At 45.1% G+C, this 17899-nt stretch carries 15 protein-coding genes; 8 read left to right on the forward strand and 7 right to left on the reverse strand.

The window, feature by feature from the left end; translation table 11 throughout:
• Positions 1-31: 31 nt before the first annotated feature.
• Together ACR1R9_RS03865 and ACR1R9_RS03870 are read left to right on the forward strand one after the other, a co-directional pair.
• Entirely contained in the window at positions 32-1537 is a 1506-nt protein-coding gene (locus tag ACR1R9_RS03865) for an S-layer homology domain-containing protein (RefSeq protein ID WP_433921696.1), read from the forward strand.
• A gap of 13 nt (positions 1538-1550) precedes the next feature.
• Positions 1551-2255, forward strand: a complete 705-nt coding sequence (locus ACR1R9_RS03870) for an ankyrin repeat domain-containing protein (protein ID WP_099857090.1) — start codon at positions 1551-1553, stop codon at positions 2253-2255.
• Between the two features lie 149 nt (positions 2256-2404).
• On the opposite strand, the gene ACR1R9_RS03875 is transcribed toward ACR1R9_RS03870, so the two are convergent.
• Positions 2405-2605 (reverse strand): hypothetical protein, encoded by a 201-nt coding sequence (locus ACR1R9_RS03875; RefSeq protein ID WP_063565515.1) that lies wholly within the window; start codon positions 2603-2605, stop codon positions 2405-2407.
• A gap of 184 nt (positions 2606-2789) precedes the next feature.
• Between ACR1R9_RS03875 and ACR1R9_RS03880 the strand changes: the two genes are divergently transcribed.
• Complete coding sequence (locus tag ACR1R9_RS03880; protein ID WP_257219507.1) at positions 2790-3284, forward strand: hypothetical protein; 495 nt, start codon at positions 2790-2792, stop codon at positions 3282-3284.
• Between the two features lie 76 nt (positions 3285-3360).
• On the opposite strand, the gene ACR1R9_RS03885 is transcribed toward ACR1R9_RS03880, so the two are convergent.
• From ACR1R9_RS03885 to ACR1R9_RS03895, 3 genes are all read right to left on the reverse strand, one after another.
• On the reverse strand, positions 3361-5187 hold the full coding sequence (locus ACR1R9_RS03885; protein ID WP_175383259.1) for an ABC transporter substrate-binding protein: 1827 nt from the start codon (positions 5185-5187) through the stop codon (positions 3361-3363).
• Positions 5188-5258: 71 nt separating this feature from the next.
• A complete protein-coding gene (locus ACR1R9_RS03890) occupies positions 5259-6773 on the reverse strand; it encodes an ABC transporter permease (protein ID WP_433921695.1) in 1515 nt (504 codons plus the stop codon).
• 12 nt (positions 6774-6785) lie between these two features.
• Positions 6786-8228, reverse strand: coding sequence for an ABC transporter permease (locus ACR1R9_RS03895; RefSeq protein WP_433921694.1), 1443 nt, complete (start codon positions 8226-8228; stop codon positions 6786-6788).
• A gap of 146 nt (positions 8229-8374) precedes the next feature.
• Between ACR1R9_RS03895 and ACR1R9_RS03900 the strand changes: the two genes are divergently transcribed.
• A complete protein-coding gene (locus tag ACR1R9_RS03900; RefSeq protein WP_099857098.1) occupies positions 8375-10126 on the forward strand; it encodes an ABC transporter ATP-binding protein in 1752 nt (583 codons plus the stop codon).
• A 105-nt stretch (positions 10127-10231) separates the two neighbouring features.
• Here the strand turns inward: ACR1R9_RS03900 and ACR1R9_RS03905 are convergent, their stop codons facing one another.
• The 3 genes from ACR1R9_RS03905 to ACR1R9_RS03915 form a co-directional block, all read right to left on the reverse strand.
• On the reverse strand, positions 10232-11020 hold the full coding sequence (locus ACR1R9_RS03905) for a hypothetical protein (protein ID WP_433921693.1): 789 nt from the start codon (positions 11018-11020) through the stop codon (positions 10232-10234).
• 114 nt (positions 11021-11134) lie between these two features.
• Positions 11135-11893: a LuxR C-terminal-related transcriptional regulator gene (locus tag ACR1R9_RS03910; protein ID WP_433921692.1), complete on the reverse strand. Its 759-nt coding sequence runs from the start codon at positions 11891-11893 to the stop codon at positions 11135-11137.
• Positions 11894-11911: 18 nt separating this feature from the next.
• Positions 11912-12976, reverse strand: a complete 1065-nt coding sequence (locus ACR1R9_RS03915; RefSeq protein ID WP_433921691.1) for a suppressor of fused domain protein — start codon at positions 12974-12976, stop codon at positions 11912-11914.
• A gap of 148 nt (positions 12977-13124) precedes the next feature.
• Between ACR1R9_RS03915 and ACR1R9_RS03920 the strand changes: the two genes are divergently transcribed.
• The 4 genes from ACR1R9_RS03920 to licT all read left to right on the forward strand — a co-directional run bounded on the left by ACR1R9_RS03920 (position 13125) and on the right by licT (position 17878).
• On the forward strand, positions 13125-13415 hold the full coding sequence (locus ACR1R9_RS03920; protein WP_433921690.1) for a hypothetical protein: 291 nt from the start codon (positions 13125-13127) through the stop codon (positions 13413-13415).
• Positions 13416-13694: 279 nt separating this feature from the next.
• Positions 13695-15152 carry a glycoside hydrolase family 1 protein gene (locus tag ACR1R9_RS03925; protein WP_062325655.1) on the forward strand — a complete coding sequence of 486 codons (1458 nt, stop codon included), beginning with the start codon at positions 13695-13697 and terminating at the stop codon, positions 15150-15152.
• Between the two features lie 215 nt (positions 15153-15367).
• Complete coding sequence (locus ACR1R9_RS03930) at positions 15368-16792, forward strand: glycoside hydrolase family 1 protein (RefSeq protein ID WP_099857108.1); 1425 nt, start codon at positions 15368-15370, stop codon at positions 16790-16792.
• A 234-nt stretch (positions 16793-17026) separates the two neighbouring features.
• On the forward strand, positions 17027-17878 hold the full coding sequence (gene licT, locus ACR1R9_RS03935) for a BglG family transcription antiterminator LicT (protein ID WP_053781440.1): 852 nt from the start codon (positions 17027-17029) through the stop codon (positions 17876-17878).
• Positions 17879-17899 lie beyond the last annotated feature (21 nt).

Here is a 17899-nt window from a genome sequence, read left to right on the forward strand (position 1 = left end):
CAACTTCAACCTATAGAGGAGGAATTCAAATATGAATCCTATAACCCGAAAAATGGCTACATTTTTAACGATAACTGCATTAGGCACAGCAGTATTCCCGCTAACTACCAATCAAGCACATGCAGCTACATACGTTACTAACGTTGCAGCTACAGCGACACAGCTTACCAACCAGCAGATTGAGGTCGCCATCAAGGAACTGAACAGCTTGGGGATCATGAACGGTTATGCCGATCAATCCATGGGTGAACATAGAGCCATTACCCGCGCAGAATTAGCATCACTGGTATTCAAAACGTTTAATCTGGAGGAGAAGAAAGGAGAAAGCGTTGAATTAACGGACGTTAATCCTGACGCGTGGTATGCACCGTATGCATCAAAGCTCGTTGAACTTGGCATCATGCAGGCGAATAACGGACAATTCAATCCACACAGTCAAGTGACGGATGCAGAACTCGAACAGGTCGTATCCAAAGCGATGCAGCGTGACGTGAAATCCGTTCACCATTGGATGAGCACGTTCTATTCCGAGAACGGTTCGACCACACGCGGGGAAGCAGCGCTACTGTTGCAAACGGCCCACCAGGCTATTCCTTCGGGGCAGGCTCAAATCCAGAGCGTTAGATCGCTCAATGCCATTACGTTAATTGTGACGTTCGACAAGCCTCTGACAGCAGCGGATGAAGTATTTGCCAAGGCACAAACCGATTTTGCGCTCAGTGGTGGGTTGACATTGACCAACATGCCTCGTCTAAAAACAGGGTCCATCGCAACCTACATCGTTCCAACGTCCGTTCAACATGCAGGTGAAGTATACAGTCTCACTTATAAAGGCCACGATGCTGGTTCCTTTGAAGGCAGTGGCACGAAACTAAACATGACGACGGCTAATCAAATAACGAATGATACGTTCGAGATTGAAGCACTGCAAGAGAACGGAGTGGTGGATTATGGCTATATTATTTCAGCATACAGCGGTGGTCGAGGGGCTAATGCGTTTGTGTTGAATGACCAAGAACAAGCAGGAGGCAAAACGTATCAAATTATCTCCTCCATGCAGGCAAGACAAGTCGTGATTACGCCAGAAGGTGGCGATCCAATCGTTGCCAAATATGTTCCGTTCACGCAATCGACAGATGGCAAACAAGAACCGAAGTTCCGTTTGCCTGAAGGACAAATATTGCAATCCGGTGTGACATATACGGTTTCTTCTGACTGGGCGAACATCAATAACGCTTCATTCACCGCAAGGTCGTTTGATTCGTTGGAGGTTGCGAGTGCCCAAGCTGTGAGTGAAACTTCAGTTGAAGTTACGCTGGCGCAAGATCCTGGAGATGAACTGTTCTCAGGTCGAAGTGTAACATTAACATCACCTAACGGTGACGTTCTGACAGCGACATATAAATATTCAAGTCGGAAAGGCGCCACGGGCGTATTCGACCTTGTTAATGATGGCACGTTAATCTCAGGCACGACCTATACAATAAGTCCAGTTGGGGATTGGAGTGTCGCTTCTTCGGTAACAGTGACACTGTAGTAAGGGAGGCAGTATGAATAAGTCGCTGATGATAATTATCCTAATAAGCAGTATGTTCGTCGTTCAGGGCTGCGTGCCTGAAGTGAGAAACGACTCGAAGGTGGAGGAGAAGTTATCGGATTCACCGGATGAGCTGTTGTTGAAGGCAGCAGAGGGAAGAGACACCGAAAGTATTGAAAAATGGATTCAAGAGGGCGCCAATATCAATGCTCAGGATCAGAGCGGAAGAACAGCTGTTATGATTGCAACGTACAACAATGATCTGGCATCAGCCACAATGTTAATTGAAGCGGGTGCAGATATTAATGTACAGGATGATATGAAGAATAACCCATTTTTGTATGCTGGCGCTGAAGGGTACTTGGATATTTTGAAGCTGACGATTGAGGCGGGAGCCGATCCAGCGATAACGAATCGATATGGAGGAACTGCACTGATTCCGGCTTCGGAGCATGGATACGTGGATGTGGTACGAGAACTGCTGACCCAAACGTCAGTGAATGTGGACCATATTAATCAATTGGGATGGACAGCACTGCTGGAAGCAATCATTTTAAACGATGGCAATAAAAAACAGCAGCAGACGATTCAATTACTCATTGATCATGGAGCAGACGTAAACCTTTCGGATCGTGATGGAGTGTCACCGCTCATTCATGCTCAGAATAAAGGCTTCAAGGAAATCGAAGCGATTTTGGTCCGGGCTGGTGCGAAATAAAGTATTGTTTTTATTTTGCATAATTCAATTTTCTTACTCCAGGGTAGAGAATGTGAACAAGAAGAAGTATCCTGATCCATACAACGTCTAGACGAATAGGCATTCATATAAATAATAAAGGAGGCGTAGTACGCCTCCTTTTTATGTGGTTACTTTTGATCCGAAGAGGGATCTTGATTGAATCGTTGTGAAATTTTCTTCTCTGTCTTCTTACGCCGAACCCAGCGCTTGAAGATACTTTCTTCTTTTCTTCCCTGAAGTGTTTCCTTCATGCCTTGGATCATAAATTCGGATCTTCGTCTGTCGTCCCGACTAATCTCGCGTAGTTCCTTAATAAATTTGTCGTCCATATCTGCCTCTCGCTCATTAAGTATATCTCTATTATACCGAACGTACGTTCTTTTATCAAGTTTTACCATAATCGAATTTTTTGGGATGATTTTAGTGAGAAAGAGCACAGGATTCAGCCCTCTCCATATGTGAAAATGGAGTAGAACGTTCAGTAAAATCTGTTTCATGTCTGGAGGGTGAGGGATGAGAACTAGTGATGATGGAATGAAACGTGAATGTGTACCTGAAAGATCGTGGGCGCTCATTATGATGCAGGGGTTCCTGGCCATTGGTGCGATCATTGGAGGAGGAGCACTCATTATCGATCCATCGGGAAATCTTGTTAAGATGCCGAATTCAATGTTGGAACACTCCCCGTTTGGCAGTTTTCTAATCCCGGGAATTATACTAATGTTGGTTCTTGGTGTTATGCCAATGATCATTGCCATTTCACTCCTTCGTCGCATTCACTGGGAAATAGGTGAAAAACTGAATCTCTACCCGAATCAATACTGGGGATGGACGTTCTCCTTATATACGGGATTTGCTCTGATCATCTGGATTATGATACAGGTATACTGGATCCAGCATGTATCCGTCATCCATCTGGTCTATTTTGCCTGGGGAGTGGGTATCCAGATCGTCACTCTGTTGCCTGACGTACAACGAAGGTATCAGGCAGACTGCTCATCAGCATAATCTATCTCTCTATAAAATAAAACGGCTGTCATCCGGATCTTGGAGTGATCCAGTTGACAGCCGTTTATCTTTGTTGTTACTTGGAAGCCTGGTAGGCGCTCAAAAATTCTTTCACTTTTGCCGGATCGGACTTCAATTCATTCCCGGTCTGCACGAGTGGACTTACTGTAGAGTATGCCTTAAGTTTGTTGTTTTTGTAGAACTGCAAAATGTCATCCTGATTGATGGAGTAGAGCACGGATTTTCTCAGATCACTGCTTTTGGCAACTTCCCGATTGGCTGTGTTGAACAACAGATAGGAAACCGCATTGCTCGGAATGCTCTGCAATTGCAATTTGCTGTCATTTTTGATGATGTCATACTTTGTTTCGGATACTCCGTAGTACAGGTGGATTTCACTGCTGCGAAGAGCAGACAACGCACTGTCAGCATCGGCGATGAAACGAACATTCACCTGAGAGATTTTGGGTGCATATTCGGAGCCTTTACGGTAGCCGGGATTCTGATAGAATACACCTTCGTAATCATTTTTATATGCCAAGATATATGGGCCGCTGGCATACAGGGTGTTGTTGTACGCAGCACCTTCAGTCACGGTATTCTGATCGCCGTAAGGAATGTCTTTATTCACGTCAAACGAAGCTACATCATACGTATTGATGCTCTCAACCTGCTTTTTGGACACAATGCCAGCAGATTGGTGAGCCAGATAGTTCAATACTTGCGGGAAAGGTTCCGTGGTTGTAAGTTTCACAACTTGATATTTCCCGGCAGCGTTATCGGCTTTGTTTTTGTCCGCGACCAGTTCCGTAATTTTGGTGCCAAGCCCTTGTTCCAATGCTTCTTTAACCGTACCGCTGCCACTGGATTGCTGAATTGATTCCAAGGCGCCCAGATCGGTTACCAACTCGGCTTCCTTGATATGTTCGTGCAGGCTGTATGTCCGGTGATCCGGTACGGAATCTTTGTTTTTGGCGCGATCGAGAGAGAAGATGACGTCATCTGCACCGACACGTTCTCCCGTATCTACCGCTTTTTTATTATCAATCTTGGCAAAGTTGATATCGTCTCTGAGAATGAAGTAATACTCCGAGTTACCCTCAGCAATGCTGAAATTGTGGGAGAGGGAACCCTCTGGTGTAAGTTGATCGTCATCTGTCAGGTTAACGAGACGTACATACATGTTGGTGTTCAGTTGGTTGATGGAACCGTCATTTCCTTTGATCGGGTCAAGGGAAGTCAGGACGGAAGCAGTTTGTGTCAGAATTAATGGTTCTTTTGTATTTTTGGAGCTGTCTTTGAATTCAATCGGTTCCCATGCCATGGCGCGGGATTTGGACAAGCGAACGGTGTCTACATTGAGAATGTCTTTGTTCACAGCCTGACTTTTCAGGGAAATGTACAACGGAGCGATATAGGCCTGATCGGTTACCAAGCGATCCTCCAATTGTTTATACGTATCCTTGTATTCGTCCGGAGTCTGAGTAGCAGCCTGGTCAATAAGCTTATCGATTTCTTCATCAGCCAGAATGCTGTAGTCTCCGCCTGTTTTGAAAAGTGAACGAACTGCATAGTCCGGATTCCCGGTTACCGTTGTCCAGCTGGACAGCGCAATATCATAATTGCCTGCATCCTGCTGGGATTTGTAGCTGCCGTAATCCGGCTGCAGGTTCAGCTTAACATTGAAGCCATTCTTGGTGAGTTGGTCCCGGATAATGTTCACGTCATTTTCGGAAGAGCTCTGAGCCAGTAATTCGATGTCTACCGGTTTTTGGTTTTGCGTGTTTTCTGTTGTATCCGATGGTGAGGATTCTGACTGGGATTCCGTCTTGGTCTTCACACTGCAACCGGAGACCACAAGGACAAAAGTTAATAGTAGTGCTATCAGCATACGTTTTTTCATGAAAATACCTCCAGATAAGTTCATAATCATTGGAAATCAAATTGAGTTTGAGTTGAATATTGTAGCAGTGGTTAAGCCTTTTCGAGCTTCGGATCAAGCGCGTCGCGTAGTCCGTCACCCAGAAAGTTGAACGAGAGCACGAGCAGAATGATCGCAAGACCTGGATAGATGGCCAGATACGAATGGGTTTCCAGATACGTGCTGCCCAGCTTCAGAATATTGCCCCACTCGGGGATATGCGGCTCCACGCCGAGCCCCAAATAACTCAGACTGCTGGTGGCAATGACCGCTCCGCCAATCGTAAGTGTAGACTTGATAATCATGGGTGCGAGCGAGTTCGGAATAATATGTTTGAAAATAATGGAGCGATTGTTGTAACCCAGTGCACGTGCAGCTTCAACAAATTCAAAAGTAGATACATAGAGCACACTAGCCCTCATCGTTCGTGCATAAGTTGGGATCGAACCCAAGCTGAGTGCCAGAATAAGATTGACTGTGTTGGCCCCGAACGCCGCAATGATGGCGATAGCGAGCAGAATACCCGGAATAGCATAGAGAATATCCAGCAGTCGCATGATGATATTGTCTGTGTGTCTCCCATAGAATCCCGAGAAGGCTCCGAGAATACCGCCTATCAGTACCGGAATCAGAGTTGACATGAAGCCTACGATCAACGATATACGGGCACCGAATACAATCCGGGAAAATAAACATCGTCCAAAGTCATCCGTTCCCAAGGGATAGGCGAGCGATGGAGACTGAAGCAAGGCAGAGTAGTTATTTTCTACAGCCATGCTGTAATCAAAAGTAAAGAAGCTGCAAATCGATATCGAGAACAGGAAAATGATAAAAAACAAACCGGACATTGCCGTGACATTCGGAGCAAGACGCTCCCACAGATCATTCCAGAAGTTGGATTTTTGTTTACCCTGTCTGCGGATTCGTCCAAAGATGGAGATACCCAGTAGAAGTGCGAATACATTCCCTGTGACCGAAGTCAGAATCAGTATCACGCTCACGCCCAGCATCCAGCGTGGGATGGTCGAGGCTGACGTATACCGGGATACGATAAACAGCACCACCAGATCGATGACAAGCACAAGTACGAGCACAGCCATAGCTGGCAAAAACGTATCCGCAACATATGGTTTAAACATATTGAGTGCCGAGACCCCAATAACGAACAGCTGGGTCAGCAGCATATACACCGCAAATGTATACTCAATGCTTTTTGTTTTCTTGATCAGATGAAAAGCGGCCGTCACGATAAAGATATTGCCTGAAATGATACCCAACAGCTGGACCCAGGCGAGTCGGCGAGTCAGAACAGAGATTGTCCCCTTCTGAATCAGGTCTCTCCGAATCCGAAGCGTCAGTACACTCTGGACCAGCGTGAAGAATAGGTAGATTCCAAGCGCAGTCAGCAGAAATGGTCTGAACTCCTGAAGGCTCCAGTCATAACTGTTGAACAACAGTAACACTGACAAGAGAAGGGAAGTGACCCAGGCGAAGCTCGCCTGACTGTACTCCTGTGAAGACTTAAGCCGAAAACGCATTTCTTGTGTAAGTGAACCCGATTTTGTCATAGTGCACCTGCTTTAATATTGTTTCATCTTGGAACGAACCCTGGGATCGACAAAAGCGTACAACAGATCTACCACAACATTGATGATGGAGATTGTAATCGCTGTGTATATGACCCCGCCCATAATGCTCGGAATATCAGGGATAAACTGTTTATCCACAATGTAGCTGCCAAGTCCGCTGATATTAAATACTTTCTCCGTTACAGCCGCCCCGCCAAGCATGCCTCCGAATTGAAGACCTACAACGGTTACGATTGGAATTAGCGCATTGCGCACAGCATGTTTCAGCAGAACCTGTCGTTCACTTAATCCTTTGGCACGAGCAGTCATCACGTAATCCTCATGAATAACCTCCAGTGTGGAAGACCGAGTCATACGGGCCACTGCAGCGGTTAATCCCGTTCCCAGAACAATCGTTGGCATAATAATAGATAGCCAGTTCTGTGGATTGAAGGTAGCCGGAAGCCACTGCAGCTTGATCGAAAAATTCAGGATGAAAATCAGTCCTTGCCAGAAATTCGGAATCGATAATCCAATCAATGCAATAAACATGAATGTGTAATCAAACAGTGAATTGGGCTTGATCGCCGAGATGATGCCGATTGGCAATGCAATGACAAGGGCAAGCAGCAAGGAGATAACGGCCAGTGTTAACGTGATTGGAAACTTTCTGGCGATCGTAGCCGTGACATCTTCATTCCCTGAAAAAGACTTACCGAGATCAAATAGCGCTATGCCCTTGATATTGTTCCAGAGCTGGACAAGATAGGGCTGATCCAGGCCATAGACATGGTTAAAAGCTGCGATCTGTTCCTGTGTCGCTGTCTCTCCTAGGATGTTGGCCGCCGGATTGAATGGGGACAGGTACAAGATGGTGAATACAAGTGTAGCTACGCCCAGAATGACGAATACCGTCATCAGAATTCTTTCGAATATGTACTTTAGATAAGGATTGCCATACAAAAACATCATGGCGTACATCAGACAGCCCGGAATAACTGATATCGCAAGGAACCAAGGTTTATCAATCATCGATTGGAATGTATCAGCCATCGTCAGGCGCTGTTTTCCCTGTTCCTGAAGCTTGCTGAACGTTCGTTCCTTTAACTCCTTCTGAACGGATTCCTCCAGCCATTCCTCCGTCTGACGCTTAAACTCTGCCTCACTAACTTGCTGCCGAAAGAAATGGTGTTTACGCCTCAACTGTTCTTCAACGTCCGTCCTAAGTTTATCCCGATAAGAAGTGGAGAGCATATCGCTCTCAACAGCTTGTTGAACCACGGCCCAGTCATCCCTTTTTCGTCTTGATTGCCAGATCAGAAATACAACCAAATTAACGGGCAGTCCGAGAATAAATAGAACATATCGATAGGAGGGATGAAGCAGCATTTTGCCATAATTAAATCCCAGGGTGTAAACAAGCTGTGACATTTTGCTGCCTTTTGCAAGAATCAAACCATGCGAGCCTCCTTTCATCTCATTTTAAATTGCATTATTCCGATTGATATAGTATATATTATTTAGAGTCTATTTAATTGTCAAGGTATGGAAGAGTATACATATGAGCACATGTGAAAATATGGATGAGGGCTGGTGATCACATGCAACCTTTGTTGAAAGTAAATGAGTTGTCCGTTTCTTTTCATTCCGGAGAGAGTGAATTTCAGGCGGTGAAAGAAGTCAGTTTTGAAGTGCGGAAAGGCGAAACGCTTGGCATTGTAGGGGAATCCGGCAGTGGAAAGAGTGTTACGGCACGTTCCATTATGCGGCTGCTTGCCTCGCCTCCTTCGCAGATGAAAAAGGGTGAGATCCTGTTTAAAGGAGTAGACCTGGTCCATAAAACGCAAAAAGAGATGGAGAGTATCCGTGGCCGTGACATCGGCATGATCTTTCAGGACCCTATGAGCTCGCTTAATCCGACTGTGAAAATCGGAAAACAGATCACCGAAAGTCTGATTAAACATCAGAAGCTTTCCAGAGGGGAAGCGAAGAAGCAGGCGATTGCCATGCTGGAGCTCGTTGGTATCACCCGGAGTGAAATACGTTTCAATCAGTACCCACATGAATTCTCCGGAGGTATGCGTCAGCGGGTGATGATCGCTATTGCTCTTGCTTGCCGTCCTGAATTGCTGATTGCGGATGAACCTACAACTGCGCTTGATGTTACTATCCAGGCCCAAATCCTAAATTTGATGAAAGATATGCAGGCACAGCTGGGAACTTCTATTATTCTGATTACCCATGATCTCGGAGTAGTGGCAGGCATGTGTGATCGGGTCGTGGTCATGAAAGACGGGCAGATTGTGGAATCCGGCACAACTACAGAGATTTTTGCAAATCCGAAGCATCCGTACACGTCCAGGCTGTTGAATGCATTACCTCGACTGGATGAGAAGAAAAAGCCGAAACTCGTCTCGTTGGTGCCACGCGATCTGGAAGATGATCAGCCTTTACTGGAAGTGAAGTCCCTCAAACAACATTTTAATTTGGGGAAAGGCAACACTTTAAAAGCTGTGAACGATATCAGTTTCGAGATTCGCCAAGGGGAGACGCTTGGGGTCGTAGGCGAATCGGGCAGCGGGAAATCGACTACAGGCAGAGCCATTCTACGACTGCATGAACCTACAGGTGGGGATGTGCTGTTTAAAGGAGTGCCGCTCAACCGCCTCTCTGCCTCAGAGATGAAAACGATGAGGCGGCATATGCAAATTATTTTCCAGGATCCGTATGCCTCGCTTAATCCGAAATTTAGAATTATGGACATTATTGGGGAAGCCTTGGATATTCACCATCTTGCCGGCAGCCCCGCTGAGCGGGAAAAACGTGTGGAGGAATTGCTGGAGATGGTGGGTCTCGATCCGGCTCATGCCCAGAGATACCCTCATGAATTTTCGGGTGGTCAGCGGCAGCGGATTGGAATCGCTCGTGCGCTGGCCGTGGAACCTGAATTTATTGTATGTGACGAGCCTTTGTCTGCGTTGGATGTGTCCATTCAGGCTCAGATCGTACAGCTGCTTGAAGAATTGCAGCAGCGACTCGGTCTGACATACCTGTTCATTGCACATGATTTGTCCATGGTTAAACATATCAGTGATCGTGTAGCTGTCATGTATAATGGGAAGATTGTGGAGTTAGCAGAAAGTGAAGAACTATATTCGAACCCTCAGCATGCGTACACAAAGGCCTTGTTATCGGCTATTCCGGTTCCGGACCCGGCTGTGGAAGCGAAGAAAAAACGTCATGCTGTAAACGAAGCCCCAAGAGAGACGGTAGAAGTGGAAGATCGCTATAATCTGGAGCAGTCCCGATGGGTGGAAGTCAAAGAGGGACATTGGGTGGCCATTTCCGGATAAGGTGAAACATTCATTTTACTCGAAAAAGAACCCCGGCAATGATCTGTGGAAGGTCATTGCGCGGGGTTCTATTCATGCACATCAGGCACTGTGACAGTGAGTGTATTATTTGAACTGAACGGATTTCTTGATGTTGTCGATCTCGGCCTTTGTAGTATCATCCAAATAGGTGAAGATGAAGTTGAATGCATAACCTTCAATAATGGTGCTGTAGTAATCTTGCGTAATGGTTGAACCATTGCCCCCATCCATCGTAATTTGCATCAGATCCATCTCTTTGCCACCGATGGTTTCGGTTGTGAATTCCTTGTATTCATAAGGGAACTGGCTGTCCTCCATGAATTTCTTCGTTGCTTTCAGATAATCTTTACCGGTACGAATTCCTTGCAGCAGGCTTACTTTTTCAGCAATCGCCATGGCGGAAGGGCCAACTTGACTTCCGTCCAATGGATATTGTGAAGCCATCAACAGGTTCAGTGTTTTGGCCTGAGATAGCTCAATTTGTTTTTTCTTCGTTTCATCGTCTCCAGCAATAACTTCGGAGGAAGCGTTAGTCAGCTCGTTCATGCCTGCGGCATCCTGGAACTCCCAAGCTTCGGGGAATTTCAACGAAACACCGAAATAGTCATTGTTGTAAGAGCCTTTTTCCGTAGTTCCCAATTCAACGTCTTTGGAGTTATCTGATTCCTTGGACTCGGAAGTGGATGCTTCGGAGCTCTCCGTGTTCTCCGTATCTTCTGTCTTGGCTGTGTCTGTATCTGTGCCGGCAGTGGTTTCTGTTGCAGTGGATTCCTTCGATTTGGCGTTGTTATCCGCTTTGTCGCCGCAGGCTGCAGCAACCAACAGAATCATAATTAACATGGCAAACAATGAAGCTTTTTTTGGATTAGACATATTACCCTCCTGAAAATGTGTGTGTGTTCTTGTTCTCTCTCTAATTCATGTGTACCTAAAAATCTTAGCACAGATGTTCGTGTTGACCACCTATAGGAATCTATAGGGGTACCTTTATAGATAAGACAGACGGCTGGCAATTGAAACAGCTTCCGTGCTGGATTGTACACCTAATTTGTTGAAAATCACTTTTTTATGGTGATTTACGGTGCATTCCTTTATTTTCAATTTCAAAGCAATGGCTTTAACTGTCAGTCCGTTAGAGATCATTTTCAGAATGGTTAACTGTCGCTTGGTGAATTCAATCGATGGCTGCTCTGTTACCGACGAGGCAAGGTTAGATTGATACCGATTTTGCATATGGGCCGGGATCAGCTTGGCGATTGCAATCAGCTCACTCTGGATGTCTGCATTAATGGTGGAGACGTCCAGGTAGCCAACATGTTGAAGACCGACCGACAAAGGTGCAGCGTAGCAATGCCAGTTCTGAAAAAGTGGATTCTCGTGCTGTTCAGGCGGCAGCTGAACAGGCCCATGTTTATCCATAGATTCGGATATGGCATTGACGCCACAGCTTCTAGCTGTAAAGATCATACCCGGGCGGATGGGTGACTGTTTCACCACTTGTTCCAGATCGGGGCTATAATCCATGGCAAGCAGAACTCCATGCGCGTCGGTGAGCAGAAAGAGATATGTGTTGGACAGGTTTTCTTTGATATCCGAGAGACTCTGCTGGAAGGCGTTAATCAGAAAATGATTAATTTTGCGAATCCTGTCCAGATTGGTTTTCGTTAAATATTGAATATGTGCCATACCGGGAGCATAATTTTCGCTCTCGGACCAGCTCTTCCGTAAGGAAGATGTTCTTGACATATGGTTACCTCCTTGTGATCAACCGATGGTTTCGATCACATGACCATCCTGATCGGTAATTTCAGTGCGGGCAATTCGAAAGAGAACGCCGGGCAGTGAAGCAATTTCAAATGTTTGCTCGACTGGGCGAAGGTTTGCAACTAACTCCGATACGGTTTGTTCATGCACAACTACCTTAATCTGGTTGCCATCCTCAGAAAATGAAGGTGTCCCCCCGGCTTCGAACGTAATGTTCACTCCTGATCCGATTAGGGACAGTGGAGCGCCTTTTGAAAAGCGGCTACGTAGTATTTTTCCGATAATTTGGGCCTGTTTTGCTCCGATCTGGAGTTCAGCGGGTACATTTTTTTGCAGTATTCTCTTGCGTGGAGATGTCCAGGCCAGTTGTTGTATGAATAAAAATGCTGTACTGGAACCTTCCTCTTCAATCCCGCGCTCAACAGCCTGTATTACTGAGGGGATATCCAAATATGAATTTCTCATGAGATCCGTAACGTATTTTGGCATGAATTCAACAAAGGCTGCTAACAATCCGCGGGTGTTCCATGTTTGCATCGTTTCGAGTTCCAGACCGGTGATTCCCACCATCTGAATGAATTTCACCGTTCCATTGGGTGTGGAGATCTCTGTCAGATCAGGATCTTCAATAAAAGAAAGTGCGGTTAGTAATGTATCTGAGCCGAGACAAATGGGGCCATTTGCATCCATGTAATCTCCTGCATGAAATACGTTCCCGCTAGTAAAAACATATCGTCCAACGTTCTGTAATAGATTCAGAGCCCAAGACGGGGGTGTGGACTCACCCTCACTCCGGGTAAGCCGAAACGTCATTTCAAATCCATAACCGCTATGCTCGATATCTTCCGATTCCTTCTCATACAGTTCTGAAAAACCATAGGTAATGAAATGCCAGTGAGGTATAGGGGCATCCACTTTGTATATGCTAATTCCATTTAGCGGATCAGGTCCACCGAGCATATAAGGAATGGCTGTACCATAGTGAAGTGGTTCCTGATCTCCATATAACTTACCAACTGCTATATCAATGGCATCCCAACCGGATGTGTTTGCTTCTTCAGTCATTGTTGTGTTCCTCCTTGGCTATCCATTTTCCCGAAAAACATTTAAAATTAAGTCTACCTTTTTCCAAATCGGTTTCAAGCGGCTTAAGGATGAATTGCTTATCGTAGGACTTGGGGGTTACGATGTCTATTTCAGGGAGGGAATTTACATGAGTATGAAAGAGTTATATCTGGCGGAATTTAATCAGGGCAGTTGGGACTCATTTGTGCAACTCTTTGAAAAATCATATTTACATGTGGACCCAAAATGGGCTGAATGTGCAGAGCAGCGGGGGATTCCGGTAGATATTAGCAAGGTTATATTATGTGAAATGGGTGAATATGCGCTAAGATGGATAGACATGAAAGTTCCTGCATTGGGCGACGAAAGTCCTGCCAGCTACCTCGAATACGGGGATACAAATGCCCTAAGAGCAGCGATTATGCGAATGCCTCGATAACGTCCAAAGGTGGTCAGCGAGTGCATAAAGAGGAAAGTTGATTTTGCAAAATAGATATGTTACGCTTACATTACAAGAGAAAACAACCGAATACGCAATAACATCTTTTGATGGATTGTAACTGTGCAGACAGGCAAAACCTAAACTGATGGTGAAATGAAGGCTCTTTTTTTGCGAGCTATTTTACCTTGAGTTTAGGTTTTTCTTGTTTTTTGGCCTGAAATACAGCCGCTGTATTCGGGAAAAACCCAAATAAAATTCGAAAAGAGGTTGTTCGTTATGACCACGGCAAAAAAAGGATTCCCCGAAAACTTCCTGTGGGGAGGCGCTACAGCTGCCAACCAATTAGAAGGTGCATTTGATAAGGACGGCAAAGGTCTCTCTACTGCGGATATGATTGCGCATGTTCCCAAAGAGAAGCGTACAGGCGGACATGCCATGGAAATCTCCTCTACACGAATTGAAGAGATCCTCTCCGGCAAAATTGAAGAACGTTTCCCTAAACGTTTTGGTATTGATTTCTATCATCATTATAAAGAAGATATCGCATTATTTGCTGAAATGGGCTTCAAAGTGTTCCGTTTGTCCATTCACTGGGCACGTATTTTCCCGAATGGTTACGACCAAGAGCCGAACGAAGCTGGCTTGAAATTCTATGACGACGTCTTCGACGAACTATTGAAATACGGCATTGAACCGCTGGTAACCTTGTCTCACTATGAAACTCCGCTGGGTCTGACACAGAAATACAATGGTTGGGCAGGTCGTGAAGTGATTGGACACTATGTGAGATATGCAGAGACTGTGTTCAACCGTTATAAAAATAAAGTGAAATACTGGTTGACGTTTAACGAAATCAACGTGATGCTGTTTAGCCCATACACAGGCGGCGGTATCCTGATCGATAAAGTAGACAACCAACTGCAAACGACATATCAAGCGCTGCATCACCAATTTGTAGCAAGTGCACTGGTAACCAAGCTTGCCCATGAGATTATTCCTGGTTCCCAAGTGGGCTGTATGCTTGCTCGTATGGAAACGTACCCGGCGACTTGTAATCCGGTAGATGTTCGTCTGGCCCAACATGAGAATCAGATTAACCTCTTCTTTACGGATATGCATGCTCGTGGTCAATACCCGAACTACATGGCTCGTTATTTTGAAGAAAACAACATTGTGATTCAGAAAGAAGCAGGCGATGATGAGATCTTGCTCAATAATACCGTTGATTTCATTTCCTTCAGTTACTACATGTCCGTAACCAAATCTGCATCCGCAGACAAAGAAGAAACAACAGGTAACCTGACTGGCGGTGTGAAAAACCCTTATCTGGAAGCTTCCGACTGGGGCTGGGAGATCGATCCGATCGGTCTGCGCGTAACGTTGAATAACTTCTGGGATCGTTACCAGAAACCATTGTTCATCGTAGAAAATGGCCTGGGTGCATATGACCGTGTTGAAGAAGACGGTTCAATTCATGACTCCTATCGTGTGGATTACCTGAAGAAACACATCGAACAAATGAAAGAAGCGATCAAAGACGGTGTGGATCTGATTGGATTTACAGCATGGGGCCCGATTGACCTCGTGAGCATGTCCACGTCTGAAATGTCCAAACGTTATGGTTTCATCTACGTGGATTTGGACGACGAAGGTAATGGAACACTCAAACGTTCGAAGAAAGATTCATTTGACTGGTACAAAAACGTAATTGCCAGCAATGGTGAGCAACTATAATTTGATCTGATTCCTGTATCTTAAACCCGGATCGCTGTAAGTAATTAGGCTATTCGAGGATTGTTACCGCATAAAGCGGGCAAAACCCAACAGAAAGCAGGCTGATTTGAAGCCCTTTTAGTTGCGCAATGTCCGCTTTTTGATGTGTTCACGGGCATAGGGTCAACCGTTTTAACAAAGAATGAGTACAACGTAACCAGAGAGGAATGACAGATATGACAACACCATTTCCGAAGGATTTTCTATGGGGCGGCGCAGTCGCAGCCAATCAGCTCGAAGGAGCCTACAATACAGATGGCAAAGGCCTGTCTGTTCAGGATGTAATGCCCCATGGGATTACGACGCCAAGAACGGAAGGACCGACAGAGGATAACCTGAAATTGATCGGTATCGATTTCTACAACCGTTACAAAGAGGATGTTAAGTTGTTTGCTGAAATGGGCTTCAAAGTATTCCGTACATCCATTGCCTGGTCCCGTATTTTCCCTAAAGGTGATGAATTGGAGCCAAATGAAAAAGGTCTGCAGTTCTATGATGACCTGTTTGACGAGTGCCACAAATACGGGATTGAACCCCTCGTAACGATTTCTCATTATGAGACACCGCTGCATTTGTCCAAAACGTATGACGGCTGGGTTAACCGGAAAATGATTGATTTCTACGAGCGTTATGTAACCGTCTTGTTTAACCGTTTCAAAGGCAAAGTAAAATACTGGCTGACGTTTAATGAAATTAATTCCATTCTGGAAGAACCATTCATGAGTGGCGGCATCTTTACACCAAAAGCGGAACTGTCCAAACAGGATCTGTACCAAGCAATCCACCATGAGCTGGTGGCAAGTGCGCTGGCAGTAAAACTGGGTCATGAGATTATGCCTGAAGCGAAAATTGGCTGTATGGTACTCAGTATGCCAACCTATCCATTGACACCAAATCCGGATGATGTGGTAGCTGCAATGCATGCAGAACAGCGGAATGACATCTTTGCCGATATTCATGCACGTGGCTATTATCCGAAATACATCAATCGTTACTTCAAAGCGAATAATATCAACATCAAGTTTGAAGATGGCGATGCTGAAATTCTGAAACATACGGTGGACTTCATCTCGTTCAGTTACTATGTAAGTATTTGTGAGACAGGTGACCCACAGAAACGTGTTGAAGGCAAAGGGAATCTGTTTGCAGGTGTACAGAACCCTTACCTCAAAGCAAGTGAATGGGGCTGGCAGATTGACCCGCAAGGCCTGCGCGTAACGCTCAATAAATACTGGGATCGTTATCAAAAACCATTGTTTATTGTCGAAAATGGTTTGGGTGCAGCCGATGAGCTAGTCACTGACGAAAATGGCAATAAAACGGTGAATGATGATTACCGGATTCAGTACCTGAATGATCACTTGGTACAAGTAGGCGAAGCGATTGAAGACGGCGTTGAAGTCATGGGTTATACCTCATGGGGCTGCATCGATCTGGTGAGTGCATCCACAGCAGAGATGAAGAAACGCTATGGCTTCATCTATGTGGACCGTAACAATGACGGATCAGGTACCCTTGATCGTTACAAGAAAAAATCATTCCATTGGTATAAAGAAGTTATTGGTACAAACGGCGCAAGTCTAAAATCCGACAACCATTAATTTCTAGTTCTAAAGACATATGTGAGCAGCATCTTCTTGTGTCATATTCAAGCACATTAACCGCTTTCACAAAAACATTGTCAGATGGATAATTATATGGTAAGATGGGCCTAAGGCTAATGAATACTGGATTGTTACTGTTCAATCAGGCAAAACCAGAAGCGGGGCATGTGTATCATGACCAGCTTTGGTTTTGCCTTTTACTACTTTGACGGTGCAAGGTGATGTGAAGAAATGAAAATTGAGAAGGTGCTGAACAACAATGTAGTTACTGTGATTGATCCAGGAGGAAACGAACTGGTCGTCATGGGACGGGGCATAGCCTTCAAAAAGCATACTGGTGAAACGATAGACGACAGTCTGGTCGAAAAAATATTCTCATTGGAAAGCAAGGAAGTATCGCAGAAACTGAAAACGCTTCTGTCAGATATTCCAGTTGAATATGTCGAATGCTCGGATGAAATTATCCGTTATGCAGAGACCGTATTAGGTGAGAAGTTGCATGAGAGCATCTACATTTCACTGACGGATCATATTCATTTTGCCATTGACCGGCATCGTCAAGGCTTGCAGATTCGTAACGCATTGTTCTGGGAGATCAAGCGCATGTACCGCAAGGAATATGCCATTGGGCTCAAGGCACTTCAGATTATTGAAGAAACATTGGGTGTCCTGCTTCCTGAAGACGAATGCGCATTCATCGCAATGCATCTGGTCAATGCCCAGATGAACGGTGAGATGAGAGAAACCATCAGCATTACGAATATCGTAAAAGATATACTTAACATTGTACGACGCAGCTTTGTCATTGAGCTGGATGAGGATTCGCTGAGTTATTATCGATTCCTGACACATTTGAAGTTCTTTGCTCAGCGCGTACTACACGGTACAGCAATTGAAGATAAGGAAGCAGATAATCCGCTTCATGACCTGGTGAGCAAACAATATCCTGAGGCACATGCTTGTGCTTGTAAGATTAACGACTATACTCGCAAGATCTATAGCCGGGTCTTATCCAAGGAAGAAATCCTATATCTGACCATTCATATTGAACGAGTTGTCAGAACTGAACAAACAATTGAATAATTGGGATTGTTACTGCAAAAA

Origin of the sequence: Paenibacillus taichungensis, assembly GCF_050994985.1 — a bacterium.
Classification (GTDB): Bacteria; Bacillota; Bacilli; order Paenibacillales; family Paenibacillaceae; genus Paenibacillus; species Paenibacillus taichungensis.

What these genes read in the sequence shown, in the direction of transcription:
- ACR1R9_RS03865 (WP_433921696.1), top strand. Translation starts at nt 32, where the DNA reads ATGAATCCTATAACCCGAAAAATGGCTACATTTTTAACGATAACTGCA.
- ACR1R9_RS03870 (WP_099857090.1), top strand. Translation starts at nt 1,551, where the DNA reads ATGAATAAGTCGCTGATGATAATTATCCTAATAAGCAGTATGTTCGTC.
- ACR1R9_RS03875 (WP_063565515.1), bottom strand. Translation starts at nt 2,605, where the DNA reads ATGGACGACAAATTTATTAAGGAACTACGCGAGATTAGTCGGGACGAC.
- ACR1R9_RS03880 (WP_257219507.1), top strand. Translation starts at nt 2,790, where the DNA reads ATGAGAACTAGTGATGATGGAATGAAACGTGAATGTGTACCTGAAAGA.
- ACR1R9_RS03885 (WP_175383259.1), bottom strand. Translation starts at nt 5,187, where the DNA reads ATGAAAAAACGTATGCTGATAGCACTACTATTAACTTTTGTCCTTGTG.
- ACR1R9_RS03890 (WP_433921695.1), bottom strand. Translation starts at nt 6,773, where the DNA reads ATGACAAAATCGGGTTCACTTACACAAGAAATGCGTTTTCGGCTTAAG.
- ACR1R9_RS03900 (WP_099857098.1), top strand. Translation starts at nt 8,375, where the DNA reads ATGCAACCTTTGTTGAAAGTAAATGAGTTGTCCGTTTCTTTTCATTCC.
- ACR1R9_RS03905 (WP_433921693.1), bottom strand. Translation starts at nt 11,020, where the DNA reads ATGTCTAATCCAAAAAAAGCTTCATTGTTTGCCATGTTAATTATGATT.
- ACR1R9_RS03910 (WP_433921692.1), bottom strand. Translation starts at nt 11,893, where the DNA reads ATGTCAAGAACATCTTCCTTACGGAAGAGCTGGTCCGAGAGCGAAAAT.
- ACR1R9_RS03915 (WP_433921691.1), bottom strand. Translation starts at nt 12,976, where the DNA reads ATGACTGAAGAAGCAAACACATCCGGTTGGGATGCCATTGATATAGCA.
- ACR1R9_RS03920 (WP_433921690.1), top strand. Translation starts at nt 13,125, where the DNA reads ATGAGTATGAAAGAGTTATATCTGGCGGAATTTAATCAGGGCAGTTGG.
- ACR1R9_RS03925 (WP_062325655.1), top strand. Translation starts at nt 13,695, where the DNA reads ATGACCACGGCAAAAAAAGGATTCCCCGAAAACTTCCTGTGGGGAGGC.
- ACR1R9_RS03930 (WP_099857108.1), top strand. Translation starts at nt 15,368, where the DNA reads ATGACAACACCATTTCCGAAGGATTTTCTATGGGGCGGCGCAGTCGCA.
- licT (WP_053781440.1), top strand. Translation starts at nt 17,027, where the DNA reads ATGAAAATTGAGAAGGTGCTGAACAACAATGTAGTTACTGTGATTGAT.